Genomic DNA, 14,238 nt, shown 5'->3' with positions numbered 1-14,238 from the left:
GCCCTTCGACAGGCTCAGGGCGAACGGACGATCGAACAGAGGAGGGATAACCCTCCCAACTCACATCATGGAGGATGGATGCCCGATATCGACAGGCGTGCTGCTCTTACCGCCACTGGTCTCGTTGCACTGGGAGCCGCCCTCCCCGCTCCCGCCGTCGCGCACGCACCGCTGACGCTTGGTGCTAGAAAGTCCGGCCCGCCGCTCAAAACGGGGCATCTGCGCATGGGCACGGGCACCGGCCCCAATGGCACGATCGGCCTCACCAACCTGACCCTGCTTCGGGATGGGCAGCCTTGGCTGCCAGTGATGGGCGAATTTCATTTCACCCGCTTCCCGGCGCGCTATTGGGCGGAAGAATTGCGCAAGATGAAGGCGGCGGGCATCACCATCGTCGCCAGCTATATATTGTGGAATCATGTGGAGCTGTCGCCGGTCCAGATCGACTGGACTGGCGACCGCGACATTCGTCGCTTCATCCAGCTATGCGACGCCGAGGGATTGCTCTTCTTCCTGCGGCCCGGACCCTGGGGCCATGCCGAGGCGCGCTTTGGCGGCATCCCCGACTGGATCGTCGCAGGCACGCACCCGCGCAGCAATGATGCCGCTTATCTGGCAGAGGTCGAACGCTTCTGGCGCAGTCTTCATGACCAGGTGAAGGGCCTGTTCTGGAAAGATGGCGGCCCGATCGTCGGCATGCAGATCGAGAATGAATATAATCTCGATGGGCCGGGTCAAGGCCGCGCGCATATCGCTACGCTCAAAAGCATGGCGCAGAAGATCGGCTATGACGTGCCGCTCTATACGGTCACTGGCTGGGACCAGACGCTCTACCCCAAAGGCGAGGTCGTACCCGTCCATGGCGGCTATCCTGACGAACCCTGGTCGGCCAAAACCACCGCGCTGCCGCCCAAGGAAAATTACCTGTTCCGTTTCGATAGCCGGGTGAGCGGTGACCTTGGCGCGCAGACCCGGAGCAATCGCCGGGGCGACGCCGATAGCGATATGGCGGACACGCCCTTCCTGGGCGCGGAATATGGCGGTGGCGTGCCCGTCATGTATCGCCGCCGACCGCTGCTCGACCCCAAGGATGTGGCGGCCGCCGTCACCACGCAGGTCGGGTCGGGCGTCAATCTGCTGGGCTATTATATGTTCCACGGCGGGGCAAACCCGCTCGCGCAGGGCCGCACCCTGGAAGAGAGCCAGCGGCCGGGCGGCTATAATGACTGTCCGATCATCGGCTATGATTTTCAGGCGCCGATCGGCCAATATGGTGAGGTAAACCCGGTAAACGCTGCGCTGCGTCCGCTGCATTATTTCCTTGGGCAATATGGCGATCGGCTCGCACCCATGGCCGTTCAGGCCCCTGCCAGGCTACCCAGCGACAAGAACGACCTGCAAACGCTGCGCTGGTCAGTTCGGTCGCAGGGGGACAGCGGTTTCCTGTTCGTCAACAACCATGTCCGCCAATATGCCACCCCTGCCCATCGCGGCGTGCAGTTCACTGTCCAACTGACCACTGGCCCAGTCACCCTGCCGTCGCGGCCGGTCACGATTGCAACAGGCGACTACTTCTTCTGGCCGATCGGCCTGGACTTGGACTGCGTTTTGCTCAGCTGGGCCACCGCCCAGCCCGTCACTCGACTGGCCGATGCGGATGGCCCGATCCATGTGTTGATCGCCACTGCGCCAGGGTCCGTCGAACTCGCCTTCCCTTCGGGCACGCGCTTATCGGCGCCATCCCGCGCCGACGGTCCACATGTCATCGCCGATGTCCCGCCTGCCCCGGACCGGCTGCTGACCGTGACCAGAGCCGATGGCCGCAAGGTTCGGTTGCTTCTGCTCGATCAGATGTCCGCGCGCAGCCTGTGGGTTGGCAACCTGTCGGGCCAGCGCCGCCTTGTCCTGACGTCTGCCGACACGATGTTCGGAACAGACAGCCTGACCCTGCGCCAGCGCGGCGATCCCGCCTTCCGCTATCGCATGCTGCCCGGTCGAGCGGGCACGGCAACGGCGAAAGGCCCGGCATCCAGAGCGATTCCCTTTACCCGGAGCCGCACCCCCGGCACGGCACCGCCCATCGTCATCGGCGGCCCCGCCAACGCCGCGATGCAGCCCTTGCCCGAAGCGCATCGCGCGGCCGCCGCCTTCACCTTCACGCTACCCAAGGATGCGCTGGCGACCGGCGACGCCTTTCTGGAGCTTGACTGGCGTGGCGACATAGGTCGCCTGTTCGACGGCATGGATATGCTGGACGATGCCTTTTGGGACGGCCGCGTCTGGCGCATCGGCCTCAAGCGCTTTGCCGAACGGTTGGGGCGACCATGGACATTGACCATCCTGCCGCTGCGTGCAGATGCCCCAATCTATCTGGACGATAGCGCCCGCGCGAAACTGCACAAAGCGGACCAAGTTGCGGAGTTGCTCACCCTTCGCCTCGTCCCCGAATATCAGTTGGAGATCCGCGCATGACCGCTCTTACCCGCCGCGCCACGCTTGGCCTCGCCACACTGCCGTTACTGACCACGCCTGCGCTGGCCGCGCCCAAGAAGACCGGCGCACGCCCCGGCCCCTTTCTGATCGGCGCGGACATCAGCTGGATTCCCGAAGATGAGGCCGCAGGGGCTCGCTATTTCGTCAAGGATCAGCAGAAAGACCCCATCCTCCTGTTGCGGGACGCGGGGTTCAACGCCATTCGCCTGCGCATCTTCGTCGATCCGGCGAATGGCTATTCGAAGCGAGAGCCAGATAAGGCATGGGCCGGGCTGGAACAGACCATCAAACTCGGCCGCCGCGTCCGCGACGCGGGCCTGTATCTGGTCCTAAGCTTCCATTATAGCGACACTTGGGCAGACCCTGAGCATCAGGGCGTGCCCGCTGCCTGGGCAGGCTATGACCTGCCTAGGCTCGCCAAAGCCGTCGATGCCCACACGCATGACACGCTCGTCGCGATGCGCGCGGGCGGCGCGCCTGTCGACATGGCGGTGATCGGTAACGAAACGACCTTTGGCATATTATGGCCCCATGGCCGGGTGAAACTGTCCACCCCCACCGGCAACCCCATCACCGACGCCAATCATGCCAAGGTCGGTCAGGTTGGTGGCTTCGATGCCTTCGCCGCCTTGTTGCGCGCGGGCATAGCGGGGGCGCGCCGCGCCGAACCGGGCATCGCCATCCAGTTGCACAATCATTTGGGGCGTCATTGGGGTATCGTGCGCGAATGGACCGACGCGCTGGTGGCACGCAATGTCGATTTCGACGTAATCGGCTTTTCCGCCTATCAGCAGCAGCGACAGGGCGACTGGGCCAACAGCTTCGACCAGTTCCTCAAACGCTATCCGGGCAAAGGGCTGCTGGTCGCCGAATATTCCAGTCGCAAACGCTATATCAACGATCTGGTCCACGCCCTGCCGGACAAGCGCGGCTGCGGCACGTTCATCTGGGAACCGACCCGGCATCAAGAAGCGATCTTCGACCGCAATGGCGAGAATGCGGGCGAAGGCCCCAAACCCGACCTGCTGAGCCAAGGCATCAACAGCGCCGAAGCCCCCGGCGGCCTTGCCACCGCTGCGCCAGCGCCCAAGCCCCAACCGACAGGACCAATGGGCGTTGGCGGCGATTATGTCGCCAATCCCCTGCTCGATCTCTATGATCGGATGGCGAAGGATTATCGACCGTGAACCGCCGCGACTTCACGCTGGGCGCTGGGGCGCTGGCGCTCACCGCATGCACCACGCGCCCGGTGGTCGGGGCCGATCCGATGGTCTTCGCCTATTTCACGACCGGGAAGGGCGAGGCGGATGGCCTGAAACTGGCTACCAGCGACGATGGCTTCACCTTTCGCCCGTTGGCGGGCGGGCGCAGCCTGCTGGTGCCACAAGTCGGCGAGAAGAAGCTGTTGCGCGATCCCTTCCTGTTTCGGGACGGAGCCCTCTATCATCTGCTGTGGACCACCGCCTGGGAGGGCGTGACGATCGGCCATGCCACCAGTCGCGACCTCGTCCACTGGTCGCCGCAGCAGGCTATTCCGGTCATGGTGACCATAAGCGGCACGCGCAATTGCTGGGCACCCGAAGCCATCTATGATCCCCGCGCGCGGCACTGGCTGCTCTTCTGGTCCAGCACGGTCACTAGCCGCTACCGGGAAACCGAAGGCACGTCGGAATCAGGGTATAACCATCGCCTCTGGTCCACCACTACGCGCGATTTCACCACCTTTTCACCGCCGCAACCGCTCTATGATCCAGGTTTCAGCGTCATCGACGGCAGTTTTGCGCACGCGCCGGACGGCAGCCTGCACCTGATTGTCAAGGATGAGACGGTGTCGCCACCGCGCAAATGGTTGCGCAGCGCACCCGCCCACAGTCCGTCCGGCCCTTTTGGCGCGCTGTCCGCCCCTTTCTCGCCTGCCTGGGTCGAAGGGCCGATGACCACGCGGATCGGCGATGCGCTTGTCTGCTATTACGACATTTACAAGGAAGGCAGCTGGGGCGCAGCCATGACCCGCGACATGGCGACATGGCAGGATGTCAGCGATCGGCTGGCGCTGCCAATAGGCGCGCGCCATGGCTCGCTGCTTAGCGTACCGCGTGGAGTGATCGATGCGATCGAGAACGAATAGATAAGGTGTTTACGCCATCGCGAAGGCTTTGAGCGCACGCAGGTCGCGGGTGATCCATTTGGCGTCGCGAGCGAACATCTCATCATCCATGCCGGGTTGACGGAACAGCGTCAGCATGACCTCCGCCCCATGGCCATTGGCGATGACGCGCAAGGGGACATGGATTTCCGTGCCGCTCCCGGTATCGACATAATGGTCCATCACGCCGAACGCATTATGCGGCGTGAAGCGGATGGCCACTGGACCTTCCGGGCCATCGGCCAGCCACCGATCGCCGTCCTGGCGAAGATTGGATTCGGCAAGGCCGGAAGCCCATTTGGGGAAGATTTCCGGCCGCCAGATACGGTCGTAGAGCGCCTGCCAATCCCGGTCGATCGATATGCTGTAGGTGCGTGCAGGCAGCATGAGGCCTCTCCATCCTGGGTCCAAAGTCGATGCCCGATAGCGGTATAAAGACACGCTGTCACCGATTGGTCGAGCGAGGATGGGCCAGTTTGCACAGCATTTTTACAGGATTTTCATGGGTAAGGCCATCAACCCCCATCGATAGTTCATGCGCATAGCGGCCATTTTCGGCTCCGATGAAAAGGAGTCTTTCATGACGTTCGACTTTGCCCTTGCTGGTCTGGTGGCGTTGGGCCTGCTGGGCTATCTGACCGCTGTGCTGATCCGGCCGGAGCGCTTCTGATGGCCGGCACCTCTCTGTTCGAGCGCGCGCTGCTGCTGCCTGCGGTCCGCGATGCGTTCATCAAGCTCGATCCCCGGACGCTGGTGCGCAATCCGGTGATGTTCACCACGGCCATCGTCGCCATGGTGGCGACGGTCATCCTGCTGCGCCACATGATCGTCGGTACGGGCGATCTGGCGTTCGAAGCACAACTCATATTCTGGCTGTGGCTAACCGTGTTGTTCGGCAATTTCGCCGAAGCGCTGGCAGAGGGGCGTGGCAAGGCGCAGGCGCAAAGCCTGCGCGCGACCAAGGACCAGATCGTCGCGCTGCGCATCGGGAAAAATGGCGCGACCGAGGAAGTGCCTGCCACGCTGTTGCGGCAAGGCGATGTGGTGCTGGTCACGCAAGGCAGGCAGATCCCGGCCGATGGCGAAGTCGTGGTCGGCGTCGCCTCCGTCAACGAAGCCGCGATCACCGGCGAGAGTGCACCGGTGATCCGCGAGGCAGGCGGGGACCGGTCGGCCGTGACGGCTGGCACGACCGTCCTGTCCGATCAAATCCAGGTCAAGGTGACAGCGGAACCGGGCAGCGGCTTTCTCGATCGCATGATTGCGCTTGTGGAAGGCGCAAGCCGGCAGAAGACGCCGAATGAGATTGCGTTGACCATCCTGCTTACGGGGCTGACGCTGATCTTTCTCGTCGCGGTGGGGACGCTCCCGGCCTTTGCCGCTTATGCGGGCGGCGTGCTCTCCGTGCCGGTGCTGATCGCGCTTTTCGTCGCGCTGATCCCCACCACCATATCGGGACTGTTGTCCGCCATCGGCATTGCGGGCATGGACCGGCTGATCCGTTTCAACGTGCTGGCCAAATCGGGCCGGGCAGTCGAAGCAGCAGGCGACATCGGCACATTGTTGCTCGACAAGACCGGCACCATCACGATCGGCGACCGGCAGGCAAGTGAGTTCGTACCGCTGCCGGGCGTGGCACAGGCGGACCTGATCGGCGCAGCGCGGATCGCCAGCCTGTCCGACACCACGCCGGAGGGCCGGTCGATCGTGACGCTGGCGGGAGACGGCGACGCCCTGCCCGCCGACGCTGTGCCGGTGGGCTTCACCGCGCAGACGCGGGTGAGCGGGATCGACCTGCCGGGGCGAAGCATCCGCAAAGGGGCCGTGGATGCGGTCCTCAAGCTGGGCGACTTCCCCGAAGACATCGTCCGCGCGCTCAGGAAGATTACCGATCGTATCGCGCAAGCGGGAGGCACGCCGCTGGCGGTGGTGGAAAATGGCCGGCTACTGGGTGCGGTGCATCTCAAGGATGTGATCAAGGCGGGTATCCGCGAACGCTTTGGCGAATTACGGCGCATGGGCATCCGCACGGTCATGATCACGGGCGACAATCCGCTGACGGCAGCGGCGATCGCGGCGGAAGCCGGGGTCGATGACTTTCTGGCCGAAGCAACGCCAGAGGATAAGCTCGCCTATATCCGCAAGGAACAGGCAGAGGGCAAGCTGGTCGCCATGTGCGGCGATGGCACCAATGATGCGCCTGCGCTGGCCCAGTCCGATGTGGGTGTCGCGATGAATACTGGCACGCAGGCAGCGCGCGAGGCCGGCAATATGGTCGATCTGGACAGCGATCCCACCAAGTTGATCGAGGTGGTGGGTATCGGCAAGCAGTTGCTGATGACGCGCGGGGCGCTGACCACCTTCTCGATCGCCAATGATGTCGCCAAATATTTCGCGATCCTGCCTGCCATTTTCGTGGTGCTGTATCCGTCGCTTGGCGTGCTCAACCTGATGGGGCTGGCGAGCCCGTCGAGCGCCATCCTCTCGGCGATCATCTTCAATGCGCTCATCATTCCGCTGCTGGTGCCGCTGGCGCTCCGGGGCGTCGCGTATCGCCCCATGCCTGCGGCCAGCCAGTTGCTCCACAATCTGGGCGTCTATGGTGCGGGCGGCGTGATCGCCCCCTTTATCGGCATCAAGCTCATCGACGTCGCCGTTGCCGGCCTCGGCCTGGTTTGAGCGGGAAAGGACCAGATCATGTTAACAGCCATTCTCACCATCATCCTGATCGTCGGCGGCGCGGCGCTGCTGTCCTGGCCGCTCGGCCACTATATGGCGGCGCTCTTTTCGGGGCGCTTCGCGCGCGCCGATGGCCTGTTTGTGCGAGTTGCGGGACGCGCGCCGCAGCAGGATTGGAAGCACTATTCGGTCGCACTGCTGGCGTTCAACACCCTGATGTTCGTGTTTGTCTTTCTGCTGCTGGCGACGCAGCATTGGCTCCCGCTCAATCCCGATGGCCAGACCGCCGCTTCGCTCGACCTGGTGTTCAACACAGCGGCGTCCTTTACCACCAATACCAATTTGCAGCATTATTCCGGGGAGAGCAGCTGGAGCTATCTGGCCCAGCTTGGCGGGCTGATGTGGCTGCAATTCGTATCCGCCGCCACCGGGATCGCCGCTCTGGCAGCCCTGGCCCGCGGGATTGCCGGGCAAGCGAGCATGGGCAATTTCTTCCTCGACCTGCAACGGGCGACCTTTTGCGTGCTTTTGCCCCTGGCGATCCTTGTCGCGCTGGCGCTGGCGCTGAGCGGCGTGCCGATGACCTTTGAGGGCGCGGCCCATGTAACGACGCTGGAGGGCGTAGCGCAGACAATCGCGCGCGGGCCTGCCGCCGCGTTTGTCGCGATCAAGCAATTGGGCACCAATGGCGGCGGCTTCTTTGGTCCCAACTCGACGCACCCGTTGGAAAACCCGAACTTCTGGTCGAACGGCTTTTCGATGATCGCCATCATTATCATTCCGATGGCTTGCGTATGGATGTTCGGCCGGATCATCGGGCGGATGAAACATGCCGGTGTGATTTTCGCCGTGATGCTCGCCTTTCTGCTGCTAAAGATCGGCGGATCGGTCGCCTTCGAAGCCGCGCCGACCCAGGCCTTCGTCCACCTGCCGGTGATGCAGGATGTCGGCAATCTGGAGGGCAAGGAATTGCGCCTTGGCGCGACGACCGGGCCGCTCTGGGCGGTGCTGACTACGTCGACCAGCAACGGGTCGGTCGCGGCCATGCATGATAGCCTCAACCCCCTCACCGGCCTGATGCCGATGATCGGCATGTGGCTCAACGCCACCTTCGGCGGGGTCGGCGTGGGCATGATCAACATGTTCCTCTATATCGTCGTGGCGGTCTTCATTGCCGGGATGATGGTGGGGCGGACGCCCGAATATCTGGGGCACAAGGTCGAAGGCGGGGAAATGCGGCTGGCCATATTGGCGCTGTTCAGCCACGCCCTGCTCATATTGGGTGGCACCGCCCTGTTCGCGGCGACCGCCTGGGGGCAGGCGACGCTGCACAATGTCGGCGCGCATGGCTTTTCCGAAATCCTCTACGAATTCAGCTCTGCGGGGGCGAATAACGGGTCGGGCTTCGAGGGGTTGGGCGACAATACCGGGCCTTGGAACATCGCCACCGGGCTGGTCATGCTGATCGGACGCTATCTGCCGATCATCGTGCCGCTGGCGATTGTCGGATCGCTGATGGCCAAGAAGCGCAGTGCGGAAAGCGCGGGCACGCTGAGCGTGGAGGGCGGCAGTTTCGGCATCATGCTGGTGATCACCATCCTGATCTTCGGCGCGCTGACCTTCTTCCCCGCCGCCGCGCTCGGCCCGATCGCCGAACATGTGACATTGATGCGCTAAGCGGCCGCTTGGTCGAAAGGATTATACGCAATGGCCTATCTCATTCCCTCGATCCGCCTTTGGCTGGTGACGCTGCTTGTTTGCGTTGTCGGCTACACGCTGCTCGTTCTCGCCTTCGCGCAGAGCGTCGCGCCGTTTCGGGCCAATGGATCGATCATCATAGTCGATGGCCGGGCGGTCGGCAGCGAACTGGCGGCGCAAAATTTCACGTCCGACCGCTATTTCTGGCCGCGTCCGTCCGCCGCCGATTATGATGCCATGGGCGCGGCGGGTAGCAACCTGTCGCCAACCAGCGAGACACTGGCTAAGCGGGCCGCCGAAACCGTCGCGCGCTATGGGGCAACGTCCGCCAATCCCGTTCCGGCCGATCTGGTGGCGGCGTCCGGCGGCGGTCTGGACCCGCACATCTCGCGCGGTGGGGCGCTGTATCAGGTGCAGCGGGTGGCGCGGGCGCGCGGTATCGATCCAGCGGCGGTGGCGCGGCTGGTCAATGATGGCGCGATCGTGCCGGGTGGCCCCTTCGCGCCCGACCCGATCGTCAATGTGCTGCAACTCAATCTGGCGCTGGATCGCGTGAAGCCATAGAGCAGGTCCAGCGATGACCCAATCCACCCCCTCCACCGATGCCGACCATTATCTGCGGCTGGCACGCCAGGAGCAGCGCGGGCGTCTGACCGTCTATCTGGGTGCTGCGCCAGGCGTCGGTAAGACCTATCGCATGTTGCAGGACGCGGCGCGGCGACAGGCGGAGGGTGTGGATGTCGTCGTCGGCGTGGCGGAAACCCATGGCCGCAGCGAGACGGCGCTGCTGCTCGAACCGTTGCGCATATTGCCGCGCCACCGCGTCGATCATCAGGGCCATGCGCTGGACGAGTTCGACATTGACGCCGCGATCGCGCGGCATCCGGGGCTGATTCTGGTCGATGAGTTGGCGCATAGCAATGCGCCGGGCAGCCGACACCCCAAGCGGTGGCAGGATGTGGAGGAATTGCTGGCGGCGAGCATCGATGTCGCCACCACGGTCAACATCCAGCATATCGAAAGCCTCAATGACGTCGTGGCGGGCTTCACCCATATCCGCGTGCGCGAAACCGTGCCCGACCAGATATTGGACGATGCCGAACTGATCATTGTCGACCTGCCCCCCGATGCCCTGATCGAGCGATTGACGGCAGGCAAAATCTATCTGCCGGACACGGCGGGCCGGGCGCTCTCCAATTTCTTCACACCTACCAAGCTGGCCGCGTTGCGCGAACTGGCACTGCGCTTTGCCGCCCGCAGCGTCGACCGGCGCCTCACCGATCAGTTGCGCACGGCAGGCGACGAGGGCGATTTCGTCGCTGGCGAGCGGCTGATGGTCGCGGTGAGCCCCGGCAAAGGCGGGTCGCAGGTCGTCCGCCATGCCAGGCGGATGGCCGATATATTTCATGCGCCCTGGACCGCAGTAGTTGTCGAAAGCGGCCGGGCGCGCGCGATCGTCGGCGCGCAGCGCGAGCAGCTAGCCGACAATCTGGCGCTGGCGGCGTCGCTTGGCGCGTCGCTGATGACCGTTGCGGCCGACCATGTCGGGGACGCGCTGGTCGATCAGGCCCGACAATTGCGAGCCAGCCAAATCGTGATCGGCAAGAGCCGCCGGTCGCGCTGGTTCGAATGGCGACATGGATCGATCGCCCAGGACGTGATCCGCAAGGCGCAAGGGGTTGCGGTGCATGTCGTGCCGCTCAGCGATGCGGATGAGAGGCCCGACAAGCCGCGTGAAGCGGCCTTTGCCCGCGACGATATAGTGGCGTTTGCGATCGTCGTCGCAACCGTTGCCGTGCTGCGGCTGGTCCAGCCATGGCTGCCGTTCGGCGCGATCGACCTGCTGCTGTTGATCCCGGTCATCCTGTCCGCGACGGTGCTGCGGCTGCGCGCGGGTCTCTGGTCGGCGGTCTGGGCCGCGCTTTGCTACAATTTCTTCTTCATCCCGCCCCTCCATAGCCTGACCATCGACGATCCCCAGAATGTCATCACCTTTGCCGTGTTGGCGCTGGTCGCGGCTGTGGTCGGCTGGCTTGCCGGGCGCATCCGGCGGCAGGCCGAAACGAGCGCCGGGGTCGCGCGCCTCAATGCGTCGCTGGCGCGCTTTGCGGGCTTGATGGGGGGACTGTCGGAGAAGGAGGAGACGGCGCGGGTAGCTTGCCGCGAAATCGGCAATCTGCTCGATGTCGAAGCGGTGATCGTCACGATCGAGGATGAGAATATCATGGTGCGCGGCAATGACGCCTATCGCCGGATCGACATGATCGACGAAGCCGCGGTCCGTTGGGCACTGGAACAGGGTATCGCAACAGGGCGCGATACGGGCACGTTGAACGCATCCGATTGGCAATTCCATCCGCTTAGGACATCGCTTGGCACCATGGGGGCGCTGGGACTGGCGCGGCCCTCGCAGGAGCGGATCATCCGGCCCGATGACGCGGTCATGCTCGCTTCCCTAGTGGACCAGACCGCGCTGGCGCATGAACGTATCGTGCTGGAGGGGCAGGCGCGCCAGGTCGACGCCTTGCGCGAGCGGGATCGTCTGCGCGGCGCGTTGCTCGGCAGCATCGCGCATGACCTGCGCACCCCGCTGACCGCCGTGATCGCTGCGACAGAGGCGATACCAGCGGAAGGGGCGTTCGCGGACGAGATTCGTATCGCCCGTTCGGAATCGCGGCGGTTGCAGCGCTTTCTCGACGATCTGCTGGAGGCGTCCCGGATCGAACATGGCGCGATCGAACCGCGATGGGAGAGTGTGGACCTGACCGATATCATCACCGACGTCCTGCGGGCGCTACGCCAGGACGAGGCCGGTTCGCGGGTCACGACGCGGATCGACGGCGATTGCCCGTTCGTGTCCAGCGATCCGCTACTGTTGCGCCATGTGCTGATCAACCTCATCGACAATGCACTGAAATTTTCGCCTGTAACGACGCAGGTGGAGGTCGAATTGCTCTGCCGTGACGGCGATGTCCTGTGCCGCGTGCTGGATTCCGGCTCTGGCCTGCCCGCCGATACCGACGCTTTGTTCGATCGCTTCCACCGGCTGGAGGGGAGCGACCGGGTCGGTGGATCGGGCCTTGGCCTGTGGATCGCCAAGAATTTTACCGAAGCAGTCGGCGGGACGATAACGGCTGGCAACCGGGCGGGTGGGGGCGCGATGTTCGAGGTCATATTGCCGGGGCGCCCCAAGGATGAAGCGGAAGGACGCGCTGCCGATGCATAAGGATGTGCTGATCGTTGAGGATGAGCCCGCGATCCGGCGCTTGCTGATGGGCGCGCTTGATCGGACGGGGCTGACCTATGCCGAGGCATCGACAGCCGCCGAAGCGTTGCGTCTGGCGGCCGTTCAGCCACATCCGCTGGTCGCGTTGCTCGACCTTGGCTTGCCCGACCGGGACGGGTTGGAGATCATCCCGCAACTGGTGGAGGCTGGATTGGCGGTCATCATATTGACCGCCCGCGATGCCACCGAGGAGAAGGTGGCGGCGCTGGACCTTGGCGCGGATGATTTCGTGACCAAGCCCTTCGACAGCGCCGAACTACTGGCGCGCATACGCTCGGCGCTGCGGCGCAAGACGGGTAGTCGCGCCGACCCGCAACGGCGGGCGTTCGAGGGCGGCACGATCGATCGTGAAGCCCATGCCGTGACGATCGGTGGCGGGGCGGTGGCGCTGACCCCGCGCGAGTTCGACCTGCTATGGGCGTTGTGCGAAAAGCCCGGCCGCGTGCTGACGCACAGGACGTTGCTCGAAACCGTCTGGGGTGTGGCCCATCGCGACGATGTCGATTACCTCCGCGTCGCCATTCGCGCCCTGCGCAAGAAGGTCGAAGCGGATCCGTCGCGCCCGAAGCTGATCATCAATGAACCCGGTGTCGGCTACCGCCTGGCAGGGTCGGCACCGAGGGTCGCGTGAAGCGGAAGCCTTTTCGGTTCGGCGCACCGGTAGGATACTGTTAACATTCTTGCGCCCATGATGGCGTATGGAGAGACGCGCCAAGAATGGAACGCATCGCCGGATTTCGGCATTCAGCGCGGCAGGTGAGAGTAGCCTGCCGGACGCCGTCTATCGCGACCTCGTCTCCACGCTCTTTGCCATGGCGATGCCGATCATCGGCTTTGGCATCCTCTACGCCCTTGTCGGCACGCTGATCTTTCTCAAATGGCAGGATGGCGTGATAGCCGTTCTGACCGGTATTGCCATTGTGATCACCATGGCGCGTGTCTGGCTCATAAAAGCCTATAATCGCGCGGGAAGCACTACGCAGGATATCCCAGCGCTGAAGGCATGGGAGAGACGCTATGCGTTTTTGACCTATATATTCGCGCTATTGCTGGCGGCGCTCCACATACGTGCCTTGTCCGCGCACGAGCCGCTCGTGCATATCGCAACGATCAGCCTCATCTTCACCTTTGGTGCGGGAATAGTATCGCGCAACGCCTCTCGCCCCAAGCTATGCGTCATGAGCTTGTCGCTGGTGGTTCTGCCGACGGCGGTCGCCATGCTGATCCATGCCACGCGCGAATATGATCAATTGCTGCACGCCGAGTTTTTTGCCCTGCAAGCCCTGCTGCTGGTCACGGTCGCGCTGATGAGCTTGCAGTCGGTGCGGCATCTCTATGCTTCGTCCGTCGAACATCTGACAACCAAACATGATCTGGCGACGCTTGCGCGCTTCGATCCGCTCACGGGCCTGCCCAACCGCCTGTTGTTGCGGGAGACTTTTCAAACCAACGTGCAATCATCGGACATTGGCGACCAGATGGCGGTCCATTATCTGGATCTCGACGGCTTCAAGGCGATCAACGATCGATATGGCCATCCCGCTGGCGATGCGGTGCTGCGGGAGGTGGCGCGGCGGCTGCAGAGCATGATCCGGACAGAGGATGTGGCGTGCCGTCTGGGTGGCGACGAATTTCTGCTGCTCCAAGGCCATGTGCGGCATCAGGACCAAGCCGACCTGCTTGCCCGGCGCATCATCAAGCAGTTGAGCGAACCCTATCTGGTCGATGGGATAGAAATGCGCATTACGGTCAGCGTGGGCATTGCGATGGCCCCCGAATTTGGCCTGGAGCTGGAGCGGCTGATGGCTTTTGCCGATACCGCCCTGTACCGATCCAAGGCCAAGGGGAAGGCGCAGGTACATTTTTGTACAGCAGAGGATTTGCGACAATCCGGGCAGGCCGTAGCCTGAGCGCGGCTTAAAGCGCCTTTGTTGAT

General features: G+C 63.6%; 11 protein-coding genes. 10 read left to right on the top strand and 1 reads right to left on the bottom strand.

The window, feature by feature from the left end; translation table 11 throughout:
- Nucleotides 1-78 precede the first annotated feature (78 nt).
- The 3 genes from IL54_RS21880 to IL54_RS21870 are packed head-to-tail and all read left to right on the top strand — an operon-like array spanning nucleotide 79 to nucleotide 4,621.
- Nucleotides 79-2,472, top strand: coding sequence for a beta-galactosidase (locus IL54_RS21880; RefSeq protein WP_037480443.1), 2,394 nt, complete (start codon nucleotides 79-81; stop codon nucleotides 2,470-2,472).
- Nucleotides 2,469-3,680: a glycosyl hydrolase 53 family protein gene (locus IL54_RS21875; protein WP_037480441.1), complete on the top strand. Its 1,212-nt coding sequence runs from the start codon at nucleotides 2,469-2,471 to the stop codon at nucleotides 3,678-3,680. The genes IL54_RS21880 and IL54_RS21875 overlap by 4 nt, the downstream gene beginning before the upstream one ends.
- The gene (locus IL54_RS21870; protein WP_037480439.1) at nucleotides 3,677-4,621 is read left to right on the top strand and encodes a glycoside hydrolase family 43 protein; all 945 of its coding nucleotides are present in this window, start codon (nucleotides 3,677-3,679) and stop codon (nucleotides 4,619-4,621) included. Before IL54_RS21875 ends, IL54_RS21870 begins: the two co-directional genes overlap by 4 nt.
- A gap of 9 nt (nucleotides 4,622-4,630) precedes the next feature.
- Here the strand turns inward: IL54_RS21870 and IL54_RS21865 are convergent, their stop codons facing one another.
- Nucleotides 4,631-5,026 carry a hypothetical protein gene (locus IL54_RS21865; RefSeq protein WP_037480436.1) on the bottom strand — a complete coding sequence of 132 codons (396 nt, stop codon included), beginning with the start codon at nucleotides 5,024-5,026 and terminating at the stop codon, nucleotides 4,631-4,633.
- A 193-nt stretch (nucleotides 5,027-5,219) separates the two neighbouring features.
- Here IL54_RS21865 and kdpF point away from each other — a divergent pair, with 193 nt between their 5' ends.
- The 7 genes from kdpF (at nucleotide 5,220) to IL54_RS21835 (ending at nucleotide 14,212) form a co-directional block, all read left to right on the top strand.
- Nucleotides 5,220-5,309, top strand: coding sequence for a K(+)-transporting ATPase subunit F (kdpF, locus tag IL54_RS23540; protein ID WP_152542666.1), 90 nt, complete (start codon nucleotides 5,220-5,222; stop codon nucleotides 5,307-5,309).
- The gene (kdpB, locus tag IL54_RS21860) at nucleotides 5,309-7,318 is read left to right on the top strand and encodes a potassium-transporting ATPase subunit KdpB (protein ID WP_037480432.1); all 2,010 of its coding nucleotides are present in this window, start codon (nucleotides 5,309-5,311) and stop codon (nucleotides 7,316-7,318) included. Before kdpF ends, kdpB begins: the two co-directional genes overlap by 1 nt.
- An 18-nt stretch (nucleotides 7,319-7,336) precedes the next feature.
- On the top strand, nucleotides 7,337-8,995 hold the full coding sequence (gene kdpA / locus IL54_RS21855; RefSeq protein ID WP_193378921.1) for a potassium-transporting ATPase subunit KdpA: 1,659 nt from the start codon (nucleotides 7,337-7,339) through the stop codon (nucleotides 8,993-8,995).
- 30 nt (nucleotides 8,996-9,025) lie between these two features.
- Entirely contained in the window at nucleotides 9,026-9,580 is a 555-nt protein-coding gene (locus tag IL54_RS21850) for a potassium-transporting ATPase subunit C (protein ID WP_037480429.1), read from the top strand.
- 13 nt (nucleotides 9,581-9,593) lie between these two features.
- Entirely contained in the window at nucleotides 9,594-12,242 is a 2,649-nt protein-coding gene (locus IL54_RS21845; protein WP_037480425.1) for a sensor histidine kinase, read from the top strand.
- Nucleotides 12,211-12,933, top strand: a complete 723-nt coding sequence (locus IL54_RS21840) for a response regulator (protein WP_237748992.1) — start codon at nucleotides 12,211-12,213, stop codon at nucleotides 12,931-12,933. Before IL54_RS21845 ends, IL54_RS21840 begins: the two co-directional genes overlap by 32 nt.
- 67 nt (nucleotides 12,934-13,000) lie before the next feature.
- Entirely contained in the window at nucleotides 13,001-14,212 is a 1,212-nt protein-coding gene (locus tag IL54_RS21835; RefSeq protein WP_237236164.1) for a GGDEF domain-containing protein, read from the top strand.
- Nucleotides 14,213-14,238 lie beyond the last annotated feature (26 nt).

Origin of the sequence: Sphingobium sp. ba1 (genome assembly GCF_000743655.1) — a bacterium.
Classification (GTDB): domain Bacteria; phylum Pseudomonadota; class Alphaproteobacteria; order Sphingomonadales; family Sphingomonadaceae; genus Sphingobium.
This window is presented reverse-complemented; position numbering and strand designations above follow the sequence as displayed.

Bases quoted from the DNA above. Each gene is read 5' to 3' on its own strand.
- IL54_RS21880 (WP_037480443.1), top strand. From the start codon at position 79: ATGCCCGATATCGACAGGCGTGCTGCTCTTACCGCCACTGGTCTCGTT.
- IL54_RS21875 (WP_037480441.1), top strand. From the start codon at position 2,469: ATGACCGCTCTTACCCGCCGCGCCACGCTTGGCCTCGCCACACTGCCG.
- IL54_RS21865 (WP_037480436.1), bottom strand. From the start codon at position 5,026: ATGCTGCCTGCACGCACCTACAGCATATCGATCGACCGGGATTGGCAG.
- kdpF (WP_152542666.1), top strand. From the start codon at position 5,220: ATGACGTTCGACTTTGCCCTTGCTGGTCTGGTGGCGTTGGGCCTGCTG.
- kdpB (WP_037480432.1), top strand. From the start codon at position 5,309: ATGGCCGGCACCTCTCTGTTCGAGCGCGCGCTGCTGCTGCCTGCGGTC.
- kdpA (WP_193378921.1), top strand. From the start codon at position 7,337: ATGTTAACAGCCATTCTCACCATCATCCTGATCGTCGGCGGCGCGGCG.
- IL54_RS21850 (WP_037480429.1), top strand. From the start codon at position 9,026: ATGGCCTATCTCATTCCCTCGATCCGCCTTTGGCTGGTGACGCTGCTT.
- IL54_RS21845 (WP_037480425.1), top strand. From the start codon at position 9,594: ATGACCCAATCCACCCCCTCCACCGATGCCGACCATTATCTGCGGCTG.
- IL54_RS21840 (WP_237748992.1), top strand. From the start codon at position 12,211: ATGAAGCGGAAGGACGCGCTGCCGATGCATAAGGATGTGCTGATCGTT.
- IL54_RS21835 (WP_237236164.1), top strand. From the start codon at position 13,001: ATGGAGAGACGCGCCAAGAATGGAACGCATCGCCGGATTTCGGCATTC.